We start from the raw sequence: 21,754 nt of genomic DNA, 5'->3' as shown, positions 1-21,754 counted from the left end.
TGTGGATACCGACCAGGTGAGGACGCCGGGAGAGTGCTCTTCCTATGATGGTCGAATGACACCCGAGGACCTCTTCCGCGAGCCCGAGCCACCACTCTCGGGAACCCGCCACCAGCAGGACCTCGACGTGCTCCCCTACGGCTCCTATTTCGAGCCCCCCGAGCAGGCCGCCGGGTACTCCTACGAGGAGACCAACAGCGGCTACGGCGGCGCGCGCTACCTGGAGCAGCACTGGGCCCCCGGCGGTGCGCCGTACCCCGGCCCCGCCACCGCCCAGGCACCCGGCCACTACGCGCCCAACGGCGGCGCCGAGGACCCGCAGGGCGCCCCGGCCCCGGCCGAGGGGCCCGCGCAGCACGAGGACCCGCCGACCATCGAGCTCGGCCCGCCCATCGCGCCCGTGCCGGACGTCCCGGAGGTCCACTTCCCCTACCCGCAGCCCGAGCCCGGCGAGGGCCCCGGCCCGCTCTACGTCATCGGCGACGTGCACGGGTACCTGGACGAGCTGCTCGCCGCCCTCCACCAGCAGGGCCTGATCGACACCGAGGGCCACTGGTCCGCCGGGCGCTCACGGGTCTGGTTCCTCGGCGACTTCACCGACCGCGGCCCGGACGGCATCGGCGTCATCGACCTGGTGATGCAGCTGGCCGCCGAGGCCGCCGCCGCCGGCGGCTACTGCCGCGCCCTCATGGGCAACCACGAGCTGCTCTTCCTCGGCGCAGCCCGGTACGGCGACGAGCCGGTGCAGTCCACCGCAGGCACCGCCTCCTTCCTCGCCGCCTGGCGGCTCAACGGCGGCCAGCAGCACGACCTGGAGCGCCTGGAGCCGCACCACGTCAGCTGGCTCTCCCGGCTGCCCGCCATGGGCATCGAGGACGGGCACCTGATGCTGCACTCCGACACCACCGCCTACCTCGAGTACGGCGAGACCATCGACGACGTCAACGACGCCGTGCACACCCTGCTCGCCGACGAGGGCATCGACGAGCTGTGGGACTGCTTCCGCAAGTTCACCAAGCGCTTCGCCTTCCGCGGACAGTCCGGCACCATGGCCGCCCAGGAGCTGCTCTCCACCTACGGCGGCTACCGGGTGGTCCACGGCCACAGCCCCATCCCGTACCTGACCGGCACCGACCACCCCGACGACGGCACCCCGCCGCACGTGCCCGGACCGTACATCTACGCCGACGAACTGGCCATCGCGATGGACGGCGGCGTCACCATGGAAGGCCGCCTGCTGGTCGCCCGACTTCCGCTGAACTGAACAACTGTCGAACGCTGCAAGGGCGCTGACCACACTGAAGTTCTGGAAACAGTCTGTCACCGCGCTCCCGCACACCCCTACCATCAAGGCACCGAGTCCACTCCGTAGACCTTGCGGAACGGGGTACCCATGAGCAACGCCCCGCACCTGCTCGCCGAGGACCGCCCAGACTTCGCGCGCATCCTCGACGAAGCACTGCGTGACGCCACCGTCCGGGACGCCCTGCGCACCCCCGGTGACCACCTCAACGCCGAACAGCTCCACACCAAGGCCATGCTGGAGGCCGGAACCATCGCCGCCGGCGCCGCGGAGGAGTACCGGCACTACCGCGCGCTGCGGGCGAGCCTGGCCGAGACGCCCGCGCCCGCCCACTCCACCCTCGGCGAACTCTCCGGGCGGCTGCGCTCCGAGGAGGGCGCCGGCTTCTTCCCGGTGCTGACCGTGCTGGCCCCGATCCTGGCCTGGTCCGCCGCACTCCTGCTGCTGCTGATCGGGTACGCGCTGCGCGCCGGCGCGCCCGACCTCACCCTCGGCCGGACCGTCGTCACCGCCGGCTGGGTCTCCCTCGCGGCCGGTGTGGCCGCGCTGTGCGTCGGCAGCATCGGCCTGGTGCTCACCGCCGTCCGCGACGGCTCCGCCACGCCCGGCGGCCACGACCCGCAGCTGCACGCCGACCTCGCCGACGCCCGCCGCGCCTGGCACACCGCCCTGCGCGAACGCGCCCTGCTGCCCTGGCTGCTCGCCAACCTCGACAGCGAACCCGCGCTCTCCCCGCAGCCGACCGGACGCCCCGTCCCGCCCGACCTGCTCAGCCCCGGCTACAGCCGCGGCACCTTCTCCAGCCCCGGCTTCTCCAGCCCCGGCGTCGAGGGCCTCACCGACCCGCAGGGCCGCACCCCGCGCTCCGCGGAGTTCACCAGCCCCGGCTACACCTCGCCGGACTTCACCGGCCCCGACGACGTCTGACCCGCCGAGGCCGGCTCCCGGCCGTGCGCGGGGCGCTCGGCGGCTGGGCGGTCGGTCGCGGGGCGCTCGGGCCGGGGTTGCGCCGCGGCGCGCGCACCACCCACCGCGACAACCACCGGCACGCCCGCCGCGCACGCCAGCGCGCAGCACAGCCAGATCCCGGTGTACGCGCCCTCGGTCGGCACGCCCGGACGCAGCAGCAGCCGGTCCAGCACCGTGGCCGCGCCCGCCCCCGCCGCCGCCCCGGCCAGCGACTTCAGCGTGTTGTAGACCCCCGTACCGATACCGGTCTGCTCCGCCGGCAGCCGGCGGATCAGCAGCCCCGGCAGCAGGCTCAGTTCGAGCCCGGCGCCGAACCCGGTGACCGCGCCCGCCGTCGCGAACTGCCAGAACGCGGCGTGCGCCAGCGCGATCGACCCGTAGCCGCCGGCGCACAGCGCGAAGCTCAGCGCCAGCATCCTGGCGGCGTCGTACCGGCGGGCCAACCGGTCCGCGACCAGCGCGCCGGCCATCGCGGCCAGCGTCTGCGGCAGCACCAGCAGGCCCAGTTGGAGCGGCACGGCCGCCAGGCCGTACCCGGTCGCGGCCGGATCCGCCGCCTGGAACGCCAGGGTCGGCCCCTGTGCCCCGTACAGCGCGCAACCGAGCAGGAAGCTGAGCACGAAGACCGGTGCGGTGGCCCGGCGGGAGAGCACCCGGACATCGACCATCGGCTCGGCGGTGCGCAGCTCCTGGCGGACGAAGAGTGCGAGCAGCGCCAGTCCGAGCGTCGCCGCCACCGCGGTGGCCGCCGCGGGCAGGGCGGCGCTTCCCGCGAGCGAGCAGAGCAGCAGGGCGAGGCCGAGCGAGAGCAGGGCGGAGCCGGCCCAGTCGATCCGGCCGCGGGCCCGGGTGGCGGACTCCGGGACCAGCCGCCAGACCACCGGCAGGGTGAGCGCGGGCAGTGCGGCCAGGGCCCACAGCAGCGGCCGGGTGGCGGCCGGCGAGGCGCCGAGTCCGCCCACCGCCACCGCGCCCAGGGTGGAGCCGACCGTCAGCGCGCCGACCAGCGGGCCGACCGCCCGGCTGCCCCGCTCCTCACCGAGCCGGTCGCGCAGCAGCGCGAACTCCAGCGGCAGCCAGGAGGCGAGGAAGCCGCCGAGGGCGCGGCCGAGCAGCAGCATCGGCAGGGAGTCGGCGAAGGCGGTGCACACCCCGCCGAGCAGGGTGAGCACGGTGGTGATCCGCAGCAGCAGCCGGTGTCCGTACAGGTCGCCGAGGCGGGAGGTCAGCGGGACGGCGACTCCGGCGACCAGGAACTCGGCGCCGAGGGCGAGGCCCAGATCGCCGGCGTCGAGGTGCAGCCGCTCGCCGAGCCGGGGCAGCAGGATCGGGAAGCCGCCCTGCAGCACACCGCTGGCGAACTCGACGGCGGCCAGCAGGGGAACGGCTCGCAGCGAACCGGCCGGCCTGGGAGCGGGCCGCCGACCGGCGGTGCCGAGGCCGGTCCTGCTGTCGGTGTCACGCATCGGCGGCTCCCTGGGGGACGGAGGTCGGACTCGGATCGGCGGTGCCCCGGACGCGGGTCGGCCCGGCGGCGGGGTGGCGGCAAGGATGGCTAGCCTGGTGGCCCTGTCCCCGCGCAGCGCACGAATCGGCAGCTGTCGCCCTCCCCGCGCAAGGATCGGCCATGATCGACGAGTTGGACCTGGCCCTGGTCGACGCCCTGCGGCTGGACCCGCGGGCGCCGTGGTCCCGGCTGGCCGGACCGCTCGGGGTCGACCCGGCGACGCTCTCCCGCCGCTGGGCCCGGCTGGCCGCCACCGGCGACGCCTGGGTGACCTGCTACCCGTCCGCCGACCGGATCGGTCGGGGGCTGACCGCACTGGTCGAGGTGGAGTGCCCCGCCGACCGGGTCACCGAGGTGGCGGCGGCCCTCGCCCGGCACCCGCAGACCGCCTCGATCGAACTGGTCACCGGCGGCGCCGACCTGCTGCTGACCGTCGGCGCACTCGACCCCGCCTCGCTGACCCGCTACATCCTGGAACGCGTCGGCGCCGTGCCCGGCGTCCTGCGCACCCGCACCTCGCTGGTGGAACGCACCGTCCGCGAGGGCAGCCGGTGGAGCGACGGCGCGCTGGACGCCGAACAGCGCCGCGCCATCGGCGGCCCGGCCGCAGGCCGCCCCGGTCGGCCGTCGGGCCGCCAGATCGAGCAGGACCTCGCGCTCCTCCACGCCCTCGGCGGCGACGGCCGGATGCCGTACGCCGAACTCGCCGACCGCACCGGCCTGCCGGCCACCACCGTCCGCCGCCGCCTCGCCGAACTCCGCGACTCCGGACGGCTGGTCCTGCGCTGCGACGCCTCGCCCCGGGTGACCGGCAACCCGGTGGCGGCCATGCTCTGGCTGGACGCCCCCGCCGGCCACCTCGAACAGGCCGCCCAGTGGCTCTCCGCCCTGCCGCAGGCCCGCATGTGCGCCGTCACCGTCGGCCCGGCCAACCTCGCCCTCTACCTGATCGTCCATCGAATGGTCGAACTGCGGCAATTGGAAGAGGAGTTGGCCCACCGATTTCCCGACATCCGCATCCGCGACCGCCAGGTCACCCTGCGAACGGTGAAGCTGGTGGGGCGACTCCTGGACGCGGAGGGTCGGGCGGTGGACTACGTTCCCATCGATCCCTGGGCCGGGGATTGAGCAGTCGTCAGATGCTCGATTGACGCACAGCCATGGCCGTGATTGCCCACCACATTCATTTTTTCATCAGCATTCTGATTTCCAACCATCTCCCGGACTGTGCGTCAGTCGAGCTTTCCGAGCGCCAGCGCGGCCAGCAGAGCCGCCGCATCCGCCAGCACCGCGTCGTCGAAGGCCGCCTGCGGCGAGTGGTTGTACGGCGCGGTGAACGGATCCCGGTCGGCCGGGCAGGCGCCGACCATCAGGTACGCGCCGGGGACGAGCGCCGCCAGGACGCCGAAGTCCTCGGAACCGGTGACCGGGCGCGGCATCTCCACGTACCGGTCCGCGCCGAGCAGGGTCCGCGCGGTGTCGGCCGCGTAGGCCGCCTCGGCCGGGTCGTTGACGGTGACCGGGTAGCCCTCGTCGATCTTGGCGTCGACGGCCAGGCCGTGCGCCTCGGCGACACCGCGGACCACCCGCAACGCCTCGGCCAGCACCTTTGTCCGGGCCTCGGGGGAGAAGGAGCGGATGGTCGCGGCGAACACGGCCTCGTCCGGGATGACGTTCTCCGCGGTGCCGGCGTGCAGGCTGCCCACCGTCAGGACCACCGGGTCGAAGGCGTCGAAGCGGCGGGTCACCATCGACTGCAGCGCCAGCACCGCCTCGCACGCCGCCGGCACCGGGTCGAGCGCGAGGTGCGGGCTCGACCCGTGCCCGCCCCGGCCGCGCAGCACCACCCGCAGCGAGTCCGACGCTGCCAGGACCGGCCCGGGCCTGGTCGCCACCCAGCCGCTCGGCAGCAGCGAGGCGCCCACGTGCAGCGCGTACGCCGCCACCGGCCGCTCCCCCGACGCCTCCAGCACCCCCTCGGCCACCATCAGCGCCGCCCCGCCCGCGCCCTCCTCACCGGGCTGGAACATGAGGACCACGCTGCCGGCGATCTCCTCCCGCCGCTCGGCCAGCAGCCGGGCGGCACCGACCAGCGCGGCGGTGTGCAGGTCGTGCCCGCAGGCGTGCATCGCACCGGGCAGTTCGGAGGCGTAGGGGAGTCCGGTGTCCTCCTGGACGGGCAGGGCGTCCACGTCCGCGCGGAGCAGCACCGTCGGCCCCGGGCGGGCGCCGCGCAGGACGGCGGTCACCGAGCCGAGCCGCTCACCGAGGACGATCTCCAGGCCGAGGCCGTCCAGCGCGGCCAGCACCTTGGCCCGGGTCAGCGGCACCTCCAGCCCGATCTCCGGCTCCCGGTGCAACGCCCGCCGGAGCTCGACGAGTTCGGGTTGCAGGGCCTCGGCCGCCGCACGGAGTCCAGCGGGATCACGGAAAGCCGACATGGCCACTCCTCGGGGTAGACGGTCCCCGCATCGTCACCCGCCCGCCACCCCCACCCCGCCCCCGCGCAAGGATCCGTCCACCCGCCCGGCACCGCGCACGGAAACGCCGCGGCGCCCCCACCCGAGCAACGGGAGAGGGCGCCGCAGGATGCGTGCGGGGTCAGTGGACCTGGTTCTCGGCAGCCGGGGCCGGGACGGCGTCGGCCGGCGCCGGGGCCGGGGCCACCATCGAGGCCTGCACCGGAGCCGGCTTGTTGCTGCGGTTGGCCAGCGAGCGGACGAAGTTGACGATCATCAGCACCGGCAGGATGAAGGCCTTGAAGAAGATGATGTACGTGCCGCCCTCGAAAATGAACCCGAGGTAGATGCCGTAACCGACGAAACCGACACCGGCGATCACGTTGAAGACGCGCCATCCGGCGCTGAGGCCCGAAGAAGCGACCGCGCCGATGCCCACCATCGCGACACCGCTGATGAGAAGGAGCACGACGTACCAGGAGAAAAGGGGCTCAACGCTGAAGTCGAGGTTCACAGAGATTCCCAAACTAGACATAAGGTATGCATAAGGTTTGACGCGCCCGCGTACAGTACTGGACTTTGCCCACGCGCGTCTTCCCTTTTCTTTACCGACCCTCCGACCCCCCTTGTCCCCCCGGTGGGGGAGCCGGATCCCTCCGTCCGACGACGCCCACCCGCCACCGCCGCTGCGATCGTCGAAGGGACCCGACGGGACACCAACTCCCGCCGCTCCCACGGAGGATCGCCATGACCGTCAGCACCGCCCTGACCCGCCTGCACGGCCGCACCGCCCCCGGCGTCCCCCGCTGGGCGGTCCGCGCCGCCTACGCCGTCACCCTGACCGTGCTGCCGTCCTGCGTGTGGCGGATCGCCGCCTTCACCTTCGACGCCCCGCTGGTCGAACGGCTCGACGCGCCCCCACCCGGCCACGGCCCGGTCCTGATCGGGGACGCGACCTGGTACGTCATCGTGCTGAGCGTGGTCAGCGAGGCCCTGGCCTTCCTCGCCGTCGGACTGGTCGCCGACTGGGGCGAGACCTGGCCCCGCTGGATCCCCCACCTCGGCGGCCGCCCCGTCCCCACCCTCGCCGCCGTCGTCCCGGCCGGCCTCGGCGCCGCCGTCCTTATGGTCTTCCCGCACTCCCTGCTGATGGCCGCCTGCGGCCGCATGCTCAACGGCCACCCCGCCACCGCGCTCACCCACGGCTGGCAGACCCCCGTCTTCTGGCTCGCCTACCTCCCCCTCGCCGCCTGGGGCCCCCTCCTCGCCACCCTCACCGTCCACTACCACCGCCGGAGGACACGTCAGTAAGGCAGCAGCACCGACGTGTCGAGGGTGAACCCGAACGGTTCGGGAATGTGGACTGCCTCCCCGAAGTCGGCGTCCTCGCGCATCCGGTAGCGCCCGGCCTCGGGCTCGCGGAAGAGCGTGACGGTCTTCTGGGTGGCGTCGACCACGAGGTAGAGCGGAATCTGCATCTGCGGGTAGTCGCGCAGCTTGCCGACCCAGTCGTTCTCCGGGTTGGACGGCGAGACGATCTCGACGGCGATGAGGGCCAGCTCCGCCGGGACGCTGTGCTCCGTACTGGCCATGGCGTCCTCGGGCAGGTACGTGAGATCGGGGTTCCGCAGCTTCGCGACCTGGGGAGAAGTCAGGTCCAGGTTGCCCGTCGAGAGGTAGCCGGCCGGCGCGTGTGCCTCGAACTGCCGGCGAACCACGGAGAGGTTCCGCTCGTGGATGGCCGACGGAGACGCCTGCACGATGATGACGTCACCCGAGAACTCGATCTTGAAGTTGGACGGAGCGGACCGTCGGAATTCCTCGATGAGCGCGATGTGCTCGGGGTTCATCTGTCCTCCAGGCGAGCGGCCCGGCTCCACGCTACCGGCAGTCGGCCGAGCACCACCGTGCGGACGCGGTCGGGCCGGGACGATGGTGGCGATGCCGCCTCCTCCTTCTCGGACGCCAGGACCTCCCGGTCGTACGGCCCTGGGACGGCCCTGGGACGGCGCCGCGGGCCCGGGATGGCGTAGTTCCACGGGCCGAGCCGCCCCGGGCTCCGTAGTGTCCGACTCGGACCAGTGGACCGATACGAGAGGGGACCCACCGGTGGCTCTCCACAGCGCACAGGAACCGGCGTCCGACCCGGCCGTCGACATCTTCGCCTCACCGTTGAGCGAACGCCCCCTGCCCAAGCGGGCCATGCCGGACTTCCCGGCGCCGCCGCCGGTGGTCTTCCAGCTGCTGCGCAACGAGCTCCTGCTGGACGGCAACGCCGCGCAGAACCTCGCCACCTTCTGCACCACCTGGACCGACGACGAGGTCCGCCGCCTGATGGACCTCTGCCTCGACAAGAACATCGTCGACAAGGACGAGTACCCGCAGACCGCGGAGATCGAGTCCCGGTGCGTGAACATCCTCGCCGACCTGTGGCACGCCCCGGCCGGGCCCGGCTCCGCCGACGCCAACGCGGTCGGCTGCTCGACCACCGGCTCCAGCGAGGCGGCGATGCTGTGCGGCCTCGCCCTGAAGTGGCGCTGGCGGGACCGCCGGCGGGCGGCGGGCCAGTCGACGGACCGGCCGAACCTGGTGTGCGGGCCGGTCCAGGTGTGCTGGGAGAAGTTCGCCCGGTACTTCGACGTGGAGCTGCGCCAGGTGCCGGTCGAGCCGGGGGCGACCGGCCTGCAGCCGCACCAGCTGCGCGAGTACGTCGACGAGAACACCATCGGCGTGGTCGCGATCCTCGGCGTGACGTACACCTGCACGTACGAGCCGGTGGCGGAGATCGCGGCCGAGCTGGACCGTCTCCAGGTGGAGACCGGCATCGACGTCCCGGTGCACGTGGACGCGGCGTCGGGCGGGTTCATCGCGCCGTTCCTCCACCGCGACCTGGTCTGGGACTTCCGGCTGCCGCGGGTCGCCTCGATCAACGCCTCCGGCCACAAGTACGGGATGGCCCCGCTGGGCGTGGGCTGGGCGTTGTGGCGCGACCAGGACGCGCTGCCGGACGGGCTGGTCTTCCACGTCGACTACCTCGGCGGCGACATGCCCACCCTCGCCCTGAACTTCTCCCGCCCCGGCGGCCAGGTGGTCACCCAGTACTTCATGTTCCTGCGCCTGGGCCGCGAGGGGTACCGCCGGGTCTACCAGGCCTGCGCCGACACCGCGCAGCACCTCGCCGGGCAGATCGCCGAGATGGGCCCGTTCACCCTGCTCTACGACGGCGTCGGCGCCCTGCCCGCCGTCTCCTACACCCTCACCGACCCGGACTCGGTCAGCTGGAGCCTGTACGACCTCTCCGACCAGCTGCGGATGCGCGGCTGGCAGGTCCCCTCGTACCCGCTGCCGCCGGACCGCCAGGAGACCGTCATCCAGCGCGTCCTGGTGCGCCACGGCGTCGACCGCGACGAGATCGAGCTGCTCGCCGAGGACATGCGCCGGGCCATCAAGCACCTCGACCAGGGCCACCCCCACGACCGCGACCGCGTCGGGTTCCACCACTGAGCCACCACGCACAGCGGCGCTGCCCCGGGAAGCCCCCTCGCCCTCCCGGGGCAGCGCCGTCGCGCGTCGCCCGCAGCACTGGGAAGCCCCCTCCGCTCCCCAGTACTGCGAGCCAGTGACACTTCGTCAGTCGGCCAGCGGCAGGTAGACGCGGTTGCCCTGGGCGGCGAACTCCTCGGACTTGGCCTGCATGCCGGCGAGGGCATCGGCGTCGTAGCCGGACTCGACGGCGGTGGCTCCGTCGCCGTGCTCGTCGCGGATCTTCTGGGAGATCTTCATCGAGCAGAACTTCGGGCCGCACATGGAACAGAAGTGGGCCGTCTTGGCGGGCTCGGCGGGGAGCGTCTCGTCGTGGAAGTCGCGGGCGGTCTCCGGGTCGAGGGCCAGGTTGAACTGGTCCTCCCAGCGGAACTCGAAGCGGGCGTCGGAGAGGGCGTCGTCCCAGGCCTGGGCGCCGGGGTGACCCTTGGCCAGGTCGGCGGCGTGGGCGGCGATCTTGTAGGTGATCACGCCGGTCTTGACGTCGTCCCGGTTGGGCAGGCCGAGGTGCTCCTTGGGGGTGACGTAGCAGAGCATGGCCGTCCCCCACCAGGCGATCATCGCGGCGCCGATGCCGGAGGTGATGTGGTCGTAGCCGGGGGCGACGTCCGTGGTGAGCGGGCCGAGGGTGTAGAACGGCGCCTCGTCGCAGATCTCCTTCTGGAGATCCATGTTCTCCTTGATCTTGTGCATCGGGACGTGCCCCGGGCCTTCGATCATCACCTGGACGTCGCGCTCGCGGGCGATCCGCCCGAGCTCGCCCAGGGTCTGCAGCTCGGCGAACTGCGCCTCGTCGTTGGCGTCGGCGATCGAGCCGGGCCGCAGGCCGTCACCGAGCGAGAAGGTGACGTCGTAGGTGCGCAGGATGTCGCAGAGTTCCTCGAAGTTGGTGTAGAGGAAGTTCTCCTGGTGGTGCGCCAGGCACCAGGCGGCCATGATCGAGCCGCCGCGGGAGACGATGCCGGTCTTGCGACGGGCCGTCAGCGGGACGTAGCGCAGCAGCACGCCGGCGTGGACGGTCATGTAGTCGACGCCCTGCTCGCACTGCTCGATGATCGTGTCGCGGTAGACGTCCCAGCTCAGTTCCTCGGCCCGGCCGTCGACCTTCTCCAGGGCCTGGTAGAGCGGGACGGTGCCGATCGGCACGGGGGAGTTGCGCAGGATCCACTCGCGGGTGGTGTGGATGTTGCGGCCGGTGGAGAGGTCCATGACGGTGTCGGCACCCCAGCGGGTGGCCCAGGTCATCTTCTCCACCTCCTCCTCGATCGAGGAGGTGACGGCGGAGTTGCCGATGTTGGCGTTGATCTTCACCAGGAAGTTGGTGCCGATGATGGCCGGCTCCACCTCGGGGTGGTTCACGTTGACCGGGATGACGGCCCGCCCGCGGGCGACCTCGTCGCGGACGAACTCCGGCTCCAGGCCCTCGCGGAGGGCGACGAACTCCATCTCCGGGGTGATGATGCCGCGCCGCGCGTAGCCGAGCTGGGTGACGGAGGCGCCGTCGCGGCCGCGCAGCGGGCGGCGCGGGCGGCCGGGGAAGACGGCGTCCAGGTTGCGGAGGTTGCCGCCGCGCGGCGCGGTGTGCTTGATCCCGTCGTCCTCGGGGCGGGCCTCGCGGCCCTCGTACTCCTCGACGTCGCCGCGCTGGCGGATCCACGCGTCGCGCAGGGCGGGCAGGCCGCGGCGGACGTCGGCCTCGTAGGCCGGGTCGGTGTACGGGCCGGAGGTGTCGTACAGCGGGACGGACTTGCCGTTGGTGAGCCGCACTTCGCGGTACGGGACGCGCAGGTCGGGCCGGCTGCCGTCGCGGTAGGCCTTGCGCCAGGCCGGGGTCGGGTAGCCGGTGGTCGCGCTGCCGACCGTGTTCTGGGCAGGCTGGTGTGCATCAAACGTGGTCATCTGACCTTCTACTCCCTACGCCGGCATTACCCGGTCCAGGTTCCTGCGGTCGGCGCAGCGGTTGGTACGTGTACTCACGTACCGTTCAGCGCCCTCTCAGCCCGGTGCTCCGAGCTCCCGTTGTCGCAGGCGGTGCCGCCTGCGCATGACGCCCAACACCGTAGCGCCCGCATCGACCCAGGTCCAGGGCGGGAGTTCCCGGGACGGGGCACCGCCTGTTCACGCCCGCGGCCGCGTGGAACACTCGACGGCATGGTGGGACTGATCGGGCGGGTCACCGGGCGGATCGGTACGGGGCTGGTCGGCGAGGTGATGGTGCACGTACCGCAGCGGCAGGGCTCGGAGGCGTTCCTGGCCTACCCGGCGACGCCGGGCGGGCCGATCCCGGTGGGTGCCCAGGTGGTGGTGGTCGATTACCAGCCACCGCGCACCGTCTATGTCGAACCGTTCTGACGGCCCGAAAATCCAGGGGCGCTGACGGTTTCTTGACACCCCTGGGACGGAATCAGTACGGCAGCCCCTTCCCCTGCGATCACGACAGGCGCAGAATCTCCGGTTGCCACCGCGTTCCGCGCCATCCTGCACAACAGAGCGCAGCCACGGGACCGGTGTGCCCTGAAGGGGGAATCAGCCGATGTTGATCGGCATCGCGGGCGCCGTGGCGGCGTCCATCATCGTCCTGGTCGTGCTGTTCAAGCTCATGTGGCGGGTCGCCGAGCCGAACGAGGCACTGATCATCTCCGGTTCGAAGCACGGCGAGGGTCTGGGCTTCCGGACCGTCACCGGCCGGGGAACCCTCGTTCTGCCCGGCGTGCAGGTGGTCCGCCGCCTCTCGCTGGACCTCAACGAGGCCGAGCTGGACGTGGAGTGCGTGACCAAGCAGGGAATCCCGGTCCACGTCAAGGGTGTCGTGATCTTCAAGGTGGGCGACGACCCGGTGTCGATCGCCAACGCCGCCCGCCGCTTCCTGGACCAGCAGAAGCTGATGGGCCAGCGGGTGCACAACGTGTTCGCCGGCCATCTGCGGTCCATTGTCGGCAGTCTGACGGTCGAGGACATGATCCGCGACCGGGAGCGGCTGACCGGGGAGACCCGGGCGGCGTCCGGCGCCGAGATGGAGAAGCTCGGCCTGATCATCGACTCGCTGCAGATCCAGGAGATCCTGGACCCGACCGGCTACATCCGGAACCTGGCCGCCCCGCACGCCGCCGCCGTCCAGCGGGACGCCCGCATCGCGGCGGCCGAGGCCGACCGGGTGGCCACCGAGGCGGAGCAGGAGGCGGTCGCCCGCAAGGCGGAGGCCACCCGCAACTCCGGTATCCAGCAGGCCGGTTACCAGGCCGAGATGGAGACCGCGACGGCCCGCGCGATGCAGGCCGGGCCGCTCGCCCAGGCCGCCGCGCGGCAGGAGGTCGTCGTCCAGGAGACCAAGGTCGCCGAGCTGGAGGCGCACCGCAAGGAGCAGCAGCTCCAGGCGGACGTCCGCAAGCCGGCCGACGCCCGCGCGTACGAGACCCGCACCAAGGCGCAGGCCGACCGTGACGCGCGGATCTCCGCGGCCGAGGCGCTCGCCCAGGAGACCGAGCTGAAGGCGGCGGCCGAGGCCAACCGCGTCAAGATCGCCGCCAACGCGGAGGCCGAGGCCACCCGGGCCCGCGGTCTGGCGGCGGCGGAGGCCACCAAGGCGACCGGTACGGCGGAGGCCGCCGCGGCCGAGGCCAAGGGTCTGGCGCAGGCCGAGGCGGCCCGGGCGCTCGGTCTGGCCGAGGCGGAGGCGATCAAGGCCCGGGCCGCGGCCCTCGCCGAGAACCAGGAGGCCGTGGTCGCCCAGCAGTTGGCGGAGAAGTGGCCGGAGATCGTGCGGGCCGGCGCCGAGGCGTTCGGCAACGTCGAGCACATGGTGCTGCTGAACGGCGCGGACGGCATGGCGGAGACCTTCGCCAAGGCGCTGACCATGGGCGGCACCGGCCTGGGCCTCGCCCGGCAGCTGCTGAACTCGATGAACGCCGAGCCGGCCGGGAAGGAGCCCGCGAAGCGGGAGCCCGCGGCCGGGGTGCCGGTCACCCAGGTGATCCCGGTGCAGCAGGACCAGGACTGACCGGACGCGTCCCGACCCGACGACGCGACGACGCCGCGCCCGCCCACGACCCGTGGGCGGGCGCGGCCCTTCTCCCGGGAGCCCCGTGTCCTCCGGAAGTCCTGCCGGACGGCCTCGGCGGGCCTCACGAGTCTCAGCGGGTCTCAGGGGTCCGGTACGCCTCGGCGATGGCGTGGAAGACCGCCTTGGTCCGCCACGCGCCGCAGTCGTCCCGGGTGACCACGGCGTACGAGGCGAGGTCCAGGTCGTGGCGGGGGTCGTCCGGCCGGTGCGGGGCGCGGTAGGCCGCGTAGGTGAACCAGAAGGCGCCGTCGACGCCCTCCGCCTCGAAGACCGCCAGCAGGTCGTGCAGGTGGCGCACCTGCTCCTGCTCGTCCCGGACCAGCTCCTCGGTGATCACCGGGGGCTGCTGCTCGTAGTCGGCCACCGCCCAGCCCAGGCCGCCGCGGTCCGCGGCGCCGGCGTAGGTGCAGCAGCCGAACTCGGTGACCACCACCGGCTTGCCGTGGGCGAGGTGGCCGCGCAGCTCGTCCCGGTAGCGGTCGGCGTTGTGGGCGTCGCGGTAGGCGTCGACGGCGACCAGGTCGAAGGGCGCCCACTCGATCCGCTCCCAGCTGCCGGAGGCGTAGGTGACCGGCCCGCGGAAGAGCGTCCGGGCGGCGTCGGCGGTCTCGGCGAGGAAGCCGTTCAACCGGGCCAGGGTGGCGGGGAGGGTCCGCCAGGTGGCCGGGTCGGAGAGGGCGGCGATCCGCTCCCCCAGGTCGGCGCCGGGAAGGAACCCCTCGGCGAACAGGGTGAGTTCGCAGCCGAGCACCAGGACCACCCGGGCGCCGGCGGCCCGCAGTTCCTCGGCCCGGCGGGCGCTGTCCAGCAGAAGGGGCCGCATGCCCTCGGGGTCCAGCCCGCAGGGGAAGGGGGCGAACCAGACCTCCAGGCCGGCCTCGGCGGCGTACGCGGCGGCGGCGGCGATCCGCTCCGGGTCGGCTCCGGTGATCCGGACGGCGGTGCAGTGCAGTTCGTCGGCGATGGTCCGCATCTCGCGGCGGACCTCCTCGGGATCGAAGTGCGGCCGGGAGCTCTCGCCGGCCGGGGTGAACCCGGTGTCGTAGTTGATGCCCTTGGTGCGCATGGCGGTCGTTCCCCGATCGACGGCTCGGACTGGGCAGTTCTCGGACTGGGCGGTGGAGTCGGCCGGTGGGCTCAGGCCGCGGTCTCGGTGCTGATCCGCTGTCCCAGGCGGGCGGCGAAGGGGTTGGCGACCACGGTGGCGAGCACGATCGCGGCGACCAGGAACACGGTGCCCAGCCAGACCATGGTGTCCACCGGGAGGGTGTACGCGCCGACCACCTTGGCCGTGCACTCGGCGAGCAGCATGCCGCCCCAGACCAGCGAGAAGGCCCGCTCGTTGCGGCGGAAGGAGGTGTCACCGGCGGAAAGCCGGTCCCAGGCCGCGGACCGGGCGGCGTCGCCCCGGACCACGAACGGCCGCATGCCGCGGGACATCATCGGACGGCCCGCCAGCGCGGAGACCAGGATCGCGCCGCCGATCACACTGCTGACCACGGCGTCCTTGGCGATCGCCAGCCGGGCGTCCCCGGTGAAGCCGGAGAGCGCGATGCCGACCACGTTGACCACCAGCATCAGCAGGGCGAGCCCGTTGACCGAGCGCTCCCGCACCAGGCCGACGACGGTGCGGACCATCGGGACGGCACTGCCGACGGCCAGCGCGGCCACCACACCGAGCCCGAGGACGCCGTGCGCCACGTAGTAGGCGCCGATCGGCACGGCCACGTCGATCGCCAGCGGCCGCAGCGCGGCGGCGGCGCCCTGCCGGGCGGCGGTCCGTGCGGCGGTCGATCCGGCGCTCTGTCCGGTACCGGCCTTCGGCTCGGTGGTGATCGCGCCGGTGGTGATGAGTGCCATGGTCCGCTCCCCGTGGTCCCGCTGTCGCCGGTCTCTCCGACCTCTCGAGAATCCCGCGAACGGCAGGTCCGGAGTCAGTGTCCGCTGTGCTCGAAAGCGCATGACAGATGTCACGGCACGGTCGGTGACACCGCCTCACGACGAAGTCCCGGCACCGGGGTTGTCCACACCCCGGGCCGGGACTCCGTCCTCGCCCGTCCCCCGTCCGACGCCCCCCCGCGTCAGCTCTTGACGGCCTTCTTCACCAGGATCACCACCGCGGCGGCGATGCCCACCAGCACCAGCACATTGATCAGGAATCCGATCAGGCCGCTGACGACGCCGATGACGAACCACATCAGCTTCCAGGCGATCACCACGGCGATGATCGGAACCACGATGTTGCGCACCCACGAGGGCAGCGACTTCCAGAGCTCAGCCATGTCCGTTCCTTCTCTCCCCTCGGGCTCGGCGTCGGTCTGTCCGCCGCGGTCCCGCTCGCTTTCGGTACTTCGACCGTACCGGGACGGCAGAGGCGAAACGAGGTCTCCGGCCCCCGAGAAGACCCGGAGATCACCCCGAGACCGGGCCTCGGGGCTCACCCTGGTGCCGCTCCGCGGACCGCTGTGGGCCTTGTTCAGACAGGCCAGCGCTCACCGCGCCAGGCGGCGTCCCAGAACATCCACTCGTAGCGCGAGGTGGTGGTGAAGTGCTCGACCATCCGCCGCCGTTCGGCCGGGGAGATCTCCTCCCCCAGCCGGTCGGTGAGCTCCAGCACCCGCCGGACCACCGCCTGGAACGCCTCGTCGCCGTAGGTGGCGATCCACTTGGCGTACAGCGGCTCCGGCGAGGAGGCCGCCAGCAGCCGCTCGCCGACCCGGGCGTAGATCCAGTAGCAGGGCAGCACCGCGGCCAGCGCCTCCGCGAAGGAGCCGCCGTACACGGTGGCCAGCAGGTAGCTGGTGTACGCGCGGGTGGTCGGCAGCACCGGCTCCTCGGCGGCCCGCTCGACGCTCTCGCCGAACGCGGTCATGAACTCGGCGTGCATCCCCTGCTCGGCGGCGATCGCCCCGACCGCGTCGTCGGCGAAGGCCCGTACGTCCTCCTCGCCCGGCGCCTTGGCGGCGCAGACAGCCAGCGCGCGGGCGTAGTCCCGTAGGTAGTGCGAGTCCTGGACGACGAAGTGGCGGAACGCCTCGCGCGGCAGGGTGCCGTCGGTCAGGCCGGCGATGAACGGGTGGGCGAGGATCTCCGCGTAGATCGGCTCGATCGCCGCCCACAGTTCGTCGGTCAGGTTCACAGCATCGCTCCTCGGCGTGGTCAGGTCTCGGGCGGGGAGAAGACCACCAGCACCCGCAGCTCCTCGGTGATGCGGTGGAACCGGTGCGGGACGCCGGCCGGCACGTACACCACGCTGCCGCGTCCGACGGTGGTGGTCTCCCCGCCCACGGTCAGCTCGGCCCGGCCGCTGATCACGGTGTAGATCTCGTCCTGCTCGTGCGGGCCCTGCGGGTCGGTCTCACCGGGGGAGAGCGCGTACAGGCCGGCGGACATGTTCCGCTCCTTGAGGAAGCGCAGGTAGGCGCCACCGTGGGCGGCCCGCTCCGCGTCCAGCTCGTCCAACCGGAACACCTTCACCGCGGCCGCTCCCCTTCCGTGCCAGCCCGCACCGGCTCCCCCGGCGGGCCCCATTCAACAACATCCCTCGGGGAGCTTCCCTGCGGCCGTCCGGCCTGCGACCATCCGCACCATGAAGAGTTTCGTGATCAAAACACTCATCAACGCGCTGGCGATCTGGGTGGCGGCCTGGATCGTCGACGGGATCGTGCTGTCCGGTGACGGCTGGCAGGACAAGACCCTCACCGTGATCGCGGTCGCGCTGGTCTTCGGGGTGGTCAACTTCCTGATCAAGCCGTTGGTGAAGCTGTTCTCGCTGCCGTTGTTCATCCTCACGCTGGGGCTGATCACCTTCGTGATCAACGCCCTGATGCTCTGGCTGACCTCCTGGGCCTCCGACAAGCTCTCGCTGGACTTCCACGTCGAGGGCTTCTGGGCCGCGCTGCTGGGCTCGCTGATCATCAGCGTGGTGTCCTGGGGCCTGCACCTGGCCCTCGGGGACGACTGAACCGACTCCCGCCGGAACGCCGGCCGGCCGCCGCGGCGGTCAGCCGGCGTTCTCGCGTCCGGGGGCGGCGAGGATGCTGGCCAACTGTGTGTCGAGCTCGACCCCGATGGTCTCCTGACCCATCGGCACCACCCGGTCGGTCCGCGCCAGGAAGGCGATCAGCGGCGGGACACCGGCCCGCATCCGGGCGTCGCCCTCCGGGGAGTGCAGCACGATGGCGACCTCGCCGAGCTCCTCGCCGACCGGGTGGATGTGCACGTCGCCCTCGCCGGTGGGCCGGCTGATCCCGTCGACCAGCAGCTCGCGCGCGAACACCCAGGTGACCGGGGCGTCGCCGGGGAGGTGGAAGGTGAAGGCCACCGCGTACGGGTCCTCGGCGTCGTACTCGAGGTCGACCAGGATGCGGAAGGAGAGCTCGTCGGACACCACGAGGTGCATGACCACGTGGGCCTGGACCGTGTTGTGCATGTACCAGTACCTCTCGTTCTGCCCGGCCGGGGTGTTGAGGGCCACCGGAGTTTTGTCCTGATTCGCCGTTCAATCCCCATCGTCCAGGTTTGCAAACGATGAGGACAAGATGAGCTTTTTCAAATGGTGAACGAGCCCCGACCCCCGGTCGGCGCACGCCCTCCGGTCAGCGCACGAACGCCGGGGACATCGCGCCCACCAGCGAGCGCAGCCGGCCGGCCGCGGCGGTCAGCCGGTCGGACTGCTCGACCGGGAGCGAGATCGCCATGGTGGCCACCACCGAGCCGATGGTGATCGGGACGGCGGCGCACACCGTGCCCAGCGCGTACTCCTGGCGCTCCGTCACCGGCACGGTCGGGCGGACCGCCGCCAGCCGGCGCAGCACCGTGCCCTCGCGGGCGACGGTGTACGGGGTGAGCGCCGACGGCGGGTGGCGGTCCAGGTGGTCGCGCCGCTCGTCCTCGCCGAGTTGGGCGAGCAGGCACAGGCCGACCGCGTGCGCGTGGGCGGTGGCGCGGAAGTCGGCCCACTCCTCGACGGCCGGGTGCTGCGGTCCGGCGACCACGTGCACCACCCGGATCTCGCCCTCCTCGTACACCGCGTAGTAGACGGCGGCGCCGAGTTCGTCGCGCAGCTCGGCCATCCGGTCGTGGAGGTCGGCGCGGGCGTGCTGGCGGGTGTCCGCGCGGCTGATGCCGTCCAGCGAGTCGCCGAAGAAGAACTTCCCGCCGACGCGGCACAGGTAGCCCTCGTGGGTGAGGGTGCGCAGCAGGTGGTACGTGGTGCCGAGCGGCAGGCCCGCGGCGCGGGCGAGCTGCTTGGCGGTGGCTCCCTGCAGATGTGCGCCGACCGCCTCCAGCAGGCGCAGCGCGCGCTGGACGGAGGTGATCAGCGTGGGTGACCCGGCCGGCCGTATGCCCCGGGTGCTCGCTCTGTCGGCCGTCCCGGTCATCTGGTCCATGGCCGCCTCATCCCCCTGGTCATTCGGAAGCCGTTCGGAAGCCGTTCGGGGCAGTTCGCTCGCTTTCCGCCCGATAGCGGCTCATTGCAGCACACCGCGGGCCCGCGTGCACCCAGGCGCGACACGGACGGCCGAAGCGCTCCCGAATCATCCGTTCGGCGGAACCCGTACCTCCGATTCACCCACTCGTTCGGGTTTGGCCGCGGGCCCGGTGCGGGAGACTCCCGCACAACGCTCGCGCCCCGGAGGTGGCAAGCATGGCCGGCCCCGTCCGCCCAGTGGTCAAGCGCACCGCGAGGGCGATCCTGCTGGAGCTGGACCGGGACGATCCGCACGCGCCCGCCTCGATCGTGCTGATCAAGCGCGTCCGGCCGGGCTCCCCGCACCCGTACTGGATCACGCCGGGCGGCGGGGTGGAGCCCACCGACCGGACGGTGGTGGAGGCCCTGCACCGCGAGGTGGACGAGGAGCTCGGCGGCAAAGTGGCGGACGTGGTGCCCGCCTTCGTCGACACCGTCGCCCACTCCCACCACGAGGACGGCACCCTGGCCCATCCGCACGGGGTGAAGGTGCAGCACTTCTTCGTCTGCCGACTGGCCTCGATCGACCCCAGCCGACGGCACGGCCCCGAGGTGGACGAGCCGCGCGGCGAGTACGAGATCGTCCGGCTGCCCTTCACTCGCGAGGGCGTCACCTCGGTCAACGTCGTGCCGCCCAGCCTGCGGGCGTACCTGGCGGCCAACATCGAGGGCGTCCGCGCCCTGCTCGCCCACGACCTCGGCTGATCCGGCGCCGGCTACGCCAGGTCTCCGACCAGGTCGTGGTGGATCTCGGCGGAGGTCAGCCCGGCCCGTTTGAGGGCGGCGGTGCCGCGCCGGACCATGGCCGGCGGGCCGCTCAGGTAGGCCCGGAAGCCGTGCCACGGCGCGTACCGGGTGACCACCTCGGGCAGTTCGCCGGCCAGTGCCTCGCCGGGCGCCACCTGCTGGTCGGAGACCACCGGCCGGACGGACAGCCACAGGTGGCGCTCCGCCAGCTCGCGCAGGTGCGCCAGCTCGTACAGCTCGGCGCTCCGCCGGGCGCCGTAGAAGACCTCGACCTTGCGGCTGCCGGCGCCGTACGCGGCGACCTCCTCGACCAGGGCGCTGATCGGGGCGATCCCGGTGCCGCCGCCGATGCAGAGCAGGTTGGCGTCGCTGCCGTGGTCGACCACCATCGAGCCGGCCGCCGGGCCGAGCCGCAGCACGTCGCCGGGCGCCGCCCGGTGGACCAGCGCGTTGCTCACCCAGCCGGCCTGGACGGCCTTCACGTGGAAGGTCAGCAGGCCGTCGGAGCGCGGCGCGCCGGAGAAGGAGAAGTGCCGCCAGACCCGCGGCCACCAGGGCGTCTCCACGGTGGCGTACTGGCCGGCCCGGTAGGGGTACGCCTGGTCGGGGCGCAGGGTGACGACGGCGATGTCGCGGGTGCGCCGCTCGTGCGCGACCACCTCGGCCTGCCACCAGGGCGGGGAGGTGCGGGCGGCGTCCTCGGCCGCCTCGATCATGATCCGTGAGACCAGTCCGTAGACCCGCCGCCAGGCCAGTTCGGTCCGGTCGTCCCAGCGGCTGCCGCAGTACCGGGCCAGCGCGGCCACCAGGCACTCGCCGACCGGTCCGTAGTGGGCGGCGAGGGTGCCGTACTTGCGGTGGCCCTGGCCGAGGCGGGTGAGGTACGCGGTCAGTCCGGCCGGGTCGTCGGCGCTGGCGGCGGCCATCAGCAGGGCGTGGAACAGCCGGTCGCGCTGGACGTCCATGGCCGCCGGGAACATCGCCCGGATCTCCGGGTGGTGGACGAAGATCAGCGCATAGAAGTGGGCGGTCGCGCGGTCGGCGACCGGCTCCACCACCGCGAGGGTGGTCCGGATCAGCTCGATGTCCTCGGCGGTGGGCGCCTCGGTGGCGCTCACCCGGACGGGCACCGCGGCCGGCAGGGCCGGAACGGCGGGCGCCGCGGGGGCGGCGGGCGGCTCGGCCAGCGTCTCCAGGGCCCAGGCGCGGCTCCAGTGGTCGCCGGGGCCGGACCAGTTGAGCCCGGGGGCGTCGGTGAACAGCGGCCGGTGGCCGACCGGGGGCGGGTCCGCGGGCAGGCTCGGCGCGGGGATCCGGGGCGGCTCGGTGGGCTTCGCCGGGATCGCGGGCAGCCCGGCGGCCACGGGCGGGTCCGCGGACGGCACCGGCTCGGCCGGATCCGCGGGGGGCCGGGCCTCGACCGCTCCGCCCTCGGTGGCGGAACCGGCCGCGGCGGGCCCCAGACCCGGTACGGACGAGGCCGCCGCCGATCCGGGCCCGACCCTGACGACTTTCAGTGGCCTGTTCTTCAGCGCGATCTGACGAGTGCCCAAGAGAATCGTTTCGCTTCCGGTCGACCAATCTGCTGACGGCCTCAGCAGATTGGCACCAGGCGTGAAGCTCATCCGACAAATCGCGAGAACCCCGGACACCCGCGCCCCGGGCGCGCTACGCTCGCTCGACCTACGGCCAC

22 protein-coding genes are annotated in these 21,754 nt (G+C 72.7%); 9 read left to right on the top strand and 13 right to left on the bottom strand.

All coding sequences use genetic code 11. The annotated features are described in order from the left end of the window. Window positions 1-55: 55 nt before the first annotated feature. Both FHR36_RS32105 and FHR36_RS32100 read left to right on the top strand, forming a co-directional pair. Window positions 56-1,264: a metallophosphoesterase gene (locus tag FHR36_RS32105; RefSeq protein ID WP_301330895.1), complete on the top strand. Its 1,209-nt coding sequence runs from the start codon at window positions 56-58 to the stop codon at window positions 1,262-1,264. Between the two features lie 129 nt (window positions 1,265-1,393). After that, on the top strand, window positions 1,394-2,230 hold the full coding sequence (locus FHR36_RS32100) for a hypothetical protein (protein ID WP_253802899.1): 837 nt from the start codon (window positions 1,394-1,396) through the stop codon (window positions 2,228-2,230). Here FHR36_RS32100 and FHR36_RS32095 read toward each other — a convergent pair. Beyond that, window positions 2,191-3,738: an MFS transporter gene (locus tag FHR36_RS32095; protein WP_253802896.1), complete on the bottom strand. Its 1,548-nt coding sequence runs from the start codon at window positions 3,736-3,738 to the stop codon at window positions 2,191-2,193. The genes FHR36_RS32100 and FHR36_RS32095 overlap by 40 nt on opposite strands. A 161-nt stretch (window positions 3,739-3,899) precedes the next feature. Between FHR36_RS32095 and FHR36_RS32090 the strand changes: the two genes are divergently transcribed. Next, window positions 3,900-4,907: an Lrp/AsnC family transcriptional regulator gene (locus FHR36_RS32090; protein WP_253802894.1), complete on the top strand. Its 1,008-nt coding sequence runs from the start codon at window positions 3,900-3,902 to the stop codon at window positions 4,905-4,907. A 104-nt stretch (window positions 4,908-5,011) separates the two neighbouring features. Here the strand turns inward: FHR36_RS32090 and FHR36_RS32085 are convergent, their stop codons facing one another. After that, window positions 5,012-6,220: a M20 metallopeptidase family protein gene (locus FHR36_RS32085; protein ID WP_253802892.1), complete on the bottom strand. Its 1,209-nt coding sequence runs from the start codon at window positions 6,218-6,220 to the stop codon at window positions 5,012-5,014. 160 nt (window positions 6,221-6,380) lie between these two features. Further along, window positions 6,381-6,752 (bottom strand): hypothetical protein, encoded by a 372-nt coding sequence (locus FHR36_RS32080; RefSeq protein ID WP_253802890.1) that lies wholly within the window; start codon window positions 6,750-6,752, stop codon window positions 6,381-6,383. Between the two features lie 233 nt (window positions 6,753-6,985). Here FHR36_RS32080 and FHR36_RS32075 point away from each other — a divergent pair, with 233 nt between their 5' ends. After that, the gene (locus FHR36_RS32075; RefSeq protein WP_253802888.1) at window positions 6,986-7,549 is read left to right on the top strand and encodes a hypothetical protein; all 564 of its coding nucleotides are present in this window, start codon (window positions 6,986-6,988) and stop codon (window positions 7,547-7,549) included. Here FHR36_RS32075 and FHR36_RS32070 read toward each other — a convergent pair. Further along, window positions 7,543-8,088, bottom strand: coding sequence for a Uma2 family endonuclease (locus FHR36_RS32070; RefSeq protein ID WP_253802886.1), 546 nt, complete (start codon window positions 8,086-8,088; stop codon window positions 7,543-7,545). The two genes, FHR36_RS32075 and FHR36_RS32070, sit on opposite strands and share 7 nt — an antisense overlap. Window positions 8,089-8,347: 259 nt before the next feature. Between FHR36_RS32070 and FHR36_RS32065 the strand changes: the two genes are divergently transcribed. Beyond that, window positions 8,348-9,742 carry a glutamate decarboxylase gene (locus tag FHR36_RS32065; RefSeq protein ID WP_253802883.1) on the top strand — a complete coding sequence of 465 codons (1,395 nt, stop codon included), beginning with the start codon at window positions 8,348-8,350 and terminating at the stop codon, window positions 9,740-9,742. Window positions 9,743-9,868: 126 nt separating this feature from the next. On the opposite strand, the gene thiC is transcribed toward FHR36_RS32065, so the two are convergent. Beyond that, the gene (gene thiC / locus FHR36_RS32060; RefSeq protein WP_253802881.1) at window positions 9,869-11,680 is read right to left on the bottom strand and encodes a phosphomethylpyrimidine synthase ThiC; all 1,812 of its coding nucleotides are present in this window, start codon (window positions 11,678-11,680) and stop codon (window positions 9,869-9,871) included. Between the two features lie 252 nt (window positions 11,681-11,932). On the opposite strand from thiC, the gene FHR36_RS32055 reads away from it, so the two are divergent. Both FHR36_RS32055 and FHR36_RS32050 read left to right on the top strand, forming a co-directional pair. Further along, the gene (locus tag FHR36_RS32055; protein WP_253802879.1) at window positions 11,933-12,133 is read left to right on the top strand and encodes an NfeD C-terminal domain-containing protein; all 201 of its coding nucleotides are present in this window, start codon (window positions 11,933-11,935) and stop codon (window positions 12,131-12,133) included. Between the two features lie 181 nt (window positions 12,134-12,314). Next, entirely contained in the window at window positions 12,315-13,778 is a 1,464-nt protein-coding gene (locus tag FHR36_RS32050; protein ID WP_253802877.1) for a flotillin family protein, read from the top strand. A gap of 133 nt (window positions 13,779-13,911) precedes the next feature. Here FHR36_RS32050 and FHR36_RS32045 read toward each other — a convergent pair whose 3' ends face one another. From FHR36_RS32045 to FHR36_RS32025, 5 genes are all read right to left on the bottom strand, one after another. Further along, window positions 13,912-14,907 (bottom strand): glycoside hydrolase family 113 protein, encoded by a 996-nt coding sequence (locus tag FHR36_RS32045; RefSeq protein ID WP_253802874.1) that lies wholly within the window; start codon window positions 14,905-14,907, stop codon window positions 13,912-13,914. A gap of 71 nt (window positions 14,908-14,978) precedes the next feature. Continuing rightward, window positions 14,979-15,701 carry a VC0807 family protein gene (locus FHR36_RS32040; protein WP_253802871.1) on the bottom strand — a complete coding sequence of 241 codons (723 nt, stop codon included), beginning with the start codon at window positions 15,699-15,701 and terminating at the stop codon, window positions 14,979-14,981. Between the two features lie 221 nt (window positions 15,702-15,922). Further along, a complete protein-coding gene (locus FHR36_RS32035; RefSeq protein ID WP_253802867.1) occupies window positions 15,923-16,123 on the bottom strand; it encodes a DUF5326 family protein in 201 nt (66 codons plus the stop codon). Between the two features lie 194 nt (window positions 16,124-16,317). Continuing rightward, the gene (gene tenA / locus FHR36_RS32030; protein ID WP_253802864.1) at window positions 16,318-16,980 is read right to left on the bottom strand and encodes a thiaminase II; all 663 of its coding nucleotides are present in this window, start codon (window positions 16,978-16,980) and stop codon (window positions 16,318-16,320) included. Window positions 16,981-17,000: 20 nt separating this feature from the next. After that, complete coding sequence (locus FHR36_RS32025; RefSeq protein ID WP_253802861.1) at window positions 17,001-17,318, bottom strand: cupin domain-containing protein; 318 nt, start codon at window positions 17,316-17,318, stop codon at window positions 17,001-17,003. 112 nt (window positions 17,319-17,430) lie between these two features. Here FHR36_RS32025 and FHR36_RS32020 point away from each other — a divergent pair, with 112 nt between their 5' ends. Then, on the top strand, window positions 17,431-17,805 hold the full coding sequence (locus tag FHR36_RS32020) for a phage holin family protein (RefSeq protein ID WP_253802858.1): 375 nt from the start codon (window positions 17,431-17,433) through the stop codon (window positions 17,803-17,805). 39 nt (window positions 17,806-17,844) lie between these two features. Here the strand turns inward: FHR36_RS32020 and FHR36_RS32015 are convergent, their stop codons facing one another. Both FHR36_RS32015 and FHR36_RS32010 read right to left on the bottom strand, forming a co-directional pair. Beyond that, window positions 17,845-18,273 (bottom strand): SsgA family sporulation/cell division regulator, encoded by a 429-nt coding sequence (locus tag FHR36_RS32015; protein ID WP_253803249.1) that lies wholly within the window; start codon window positions 18,271-18,273, stop codon window positions 17,845-17,847. A 166-nt stretch (window positions 18,274-18,439) separates the two neighbouring features. Beyond that, window positions 18,440-19,234, bottom strand: a complete 795-nt coding sequence (locus FHR36_RS32010; protein WP_308199696.1) for an IclR family transcriptional regulator — start codon at window positions 19,232-19,234, stop codon at window positions 18,440-18,442. A gap of 257 nt (window positions 19,235-19,491) precedes the next feature. On the opposite strand from FHR36_RS32010, the gene FHR36_RS32005 reads away from it, so the two are divergent. Continuing rightward, window positions 19,492-20,019 carry an NUDIX domain-containing protein gene (locus FHR36_RS32005; protein WP_253802856.1) on the top strand — a complete coding sequence of 176 codons (528 nt, stop codon included), beginning with the start codon at window positions 19,492-19,494 and terminating at the stop codon, window positions 20,017-20,019. An 11-nt stretch (window positions 20,020-20,030) separates the two neighbouring features. Here the strand turns inward: FHR36_RS32005 and FHR36_RS32000 are convergent, their stop codons facing one another. Further along, window positions 20,031-21,614 (bottom strand): globin domain-containing protein, encoded by a 1,584-nt coding sequence (locus tag FHR36_RS32000; RefSeq protein ID WP_253802854.1) that lies wholly within the window; start codon window positions 21,612-21,614, stop codon window positions 20,031-20,033. Window positions 21,615-21,754: the final 140 nt, after the last annotated feature.

The sequence above is a fragment of the Kitasatospora cinereorecta genome, from assembly GCF_024172095.1.
GTDB lineage: Bacteria > Actinomycetota > Actinomycetes > Streptomycetales > Streptomycetaceae > Kitasatospora > Kitasatospora cinereorecta.
The sequence above is the reverse complement of the archived record's forward strand: the minus strand, read 5'-3'. Positions and strand labels throughout refer to the sequence as shown.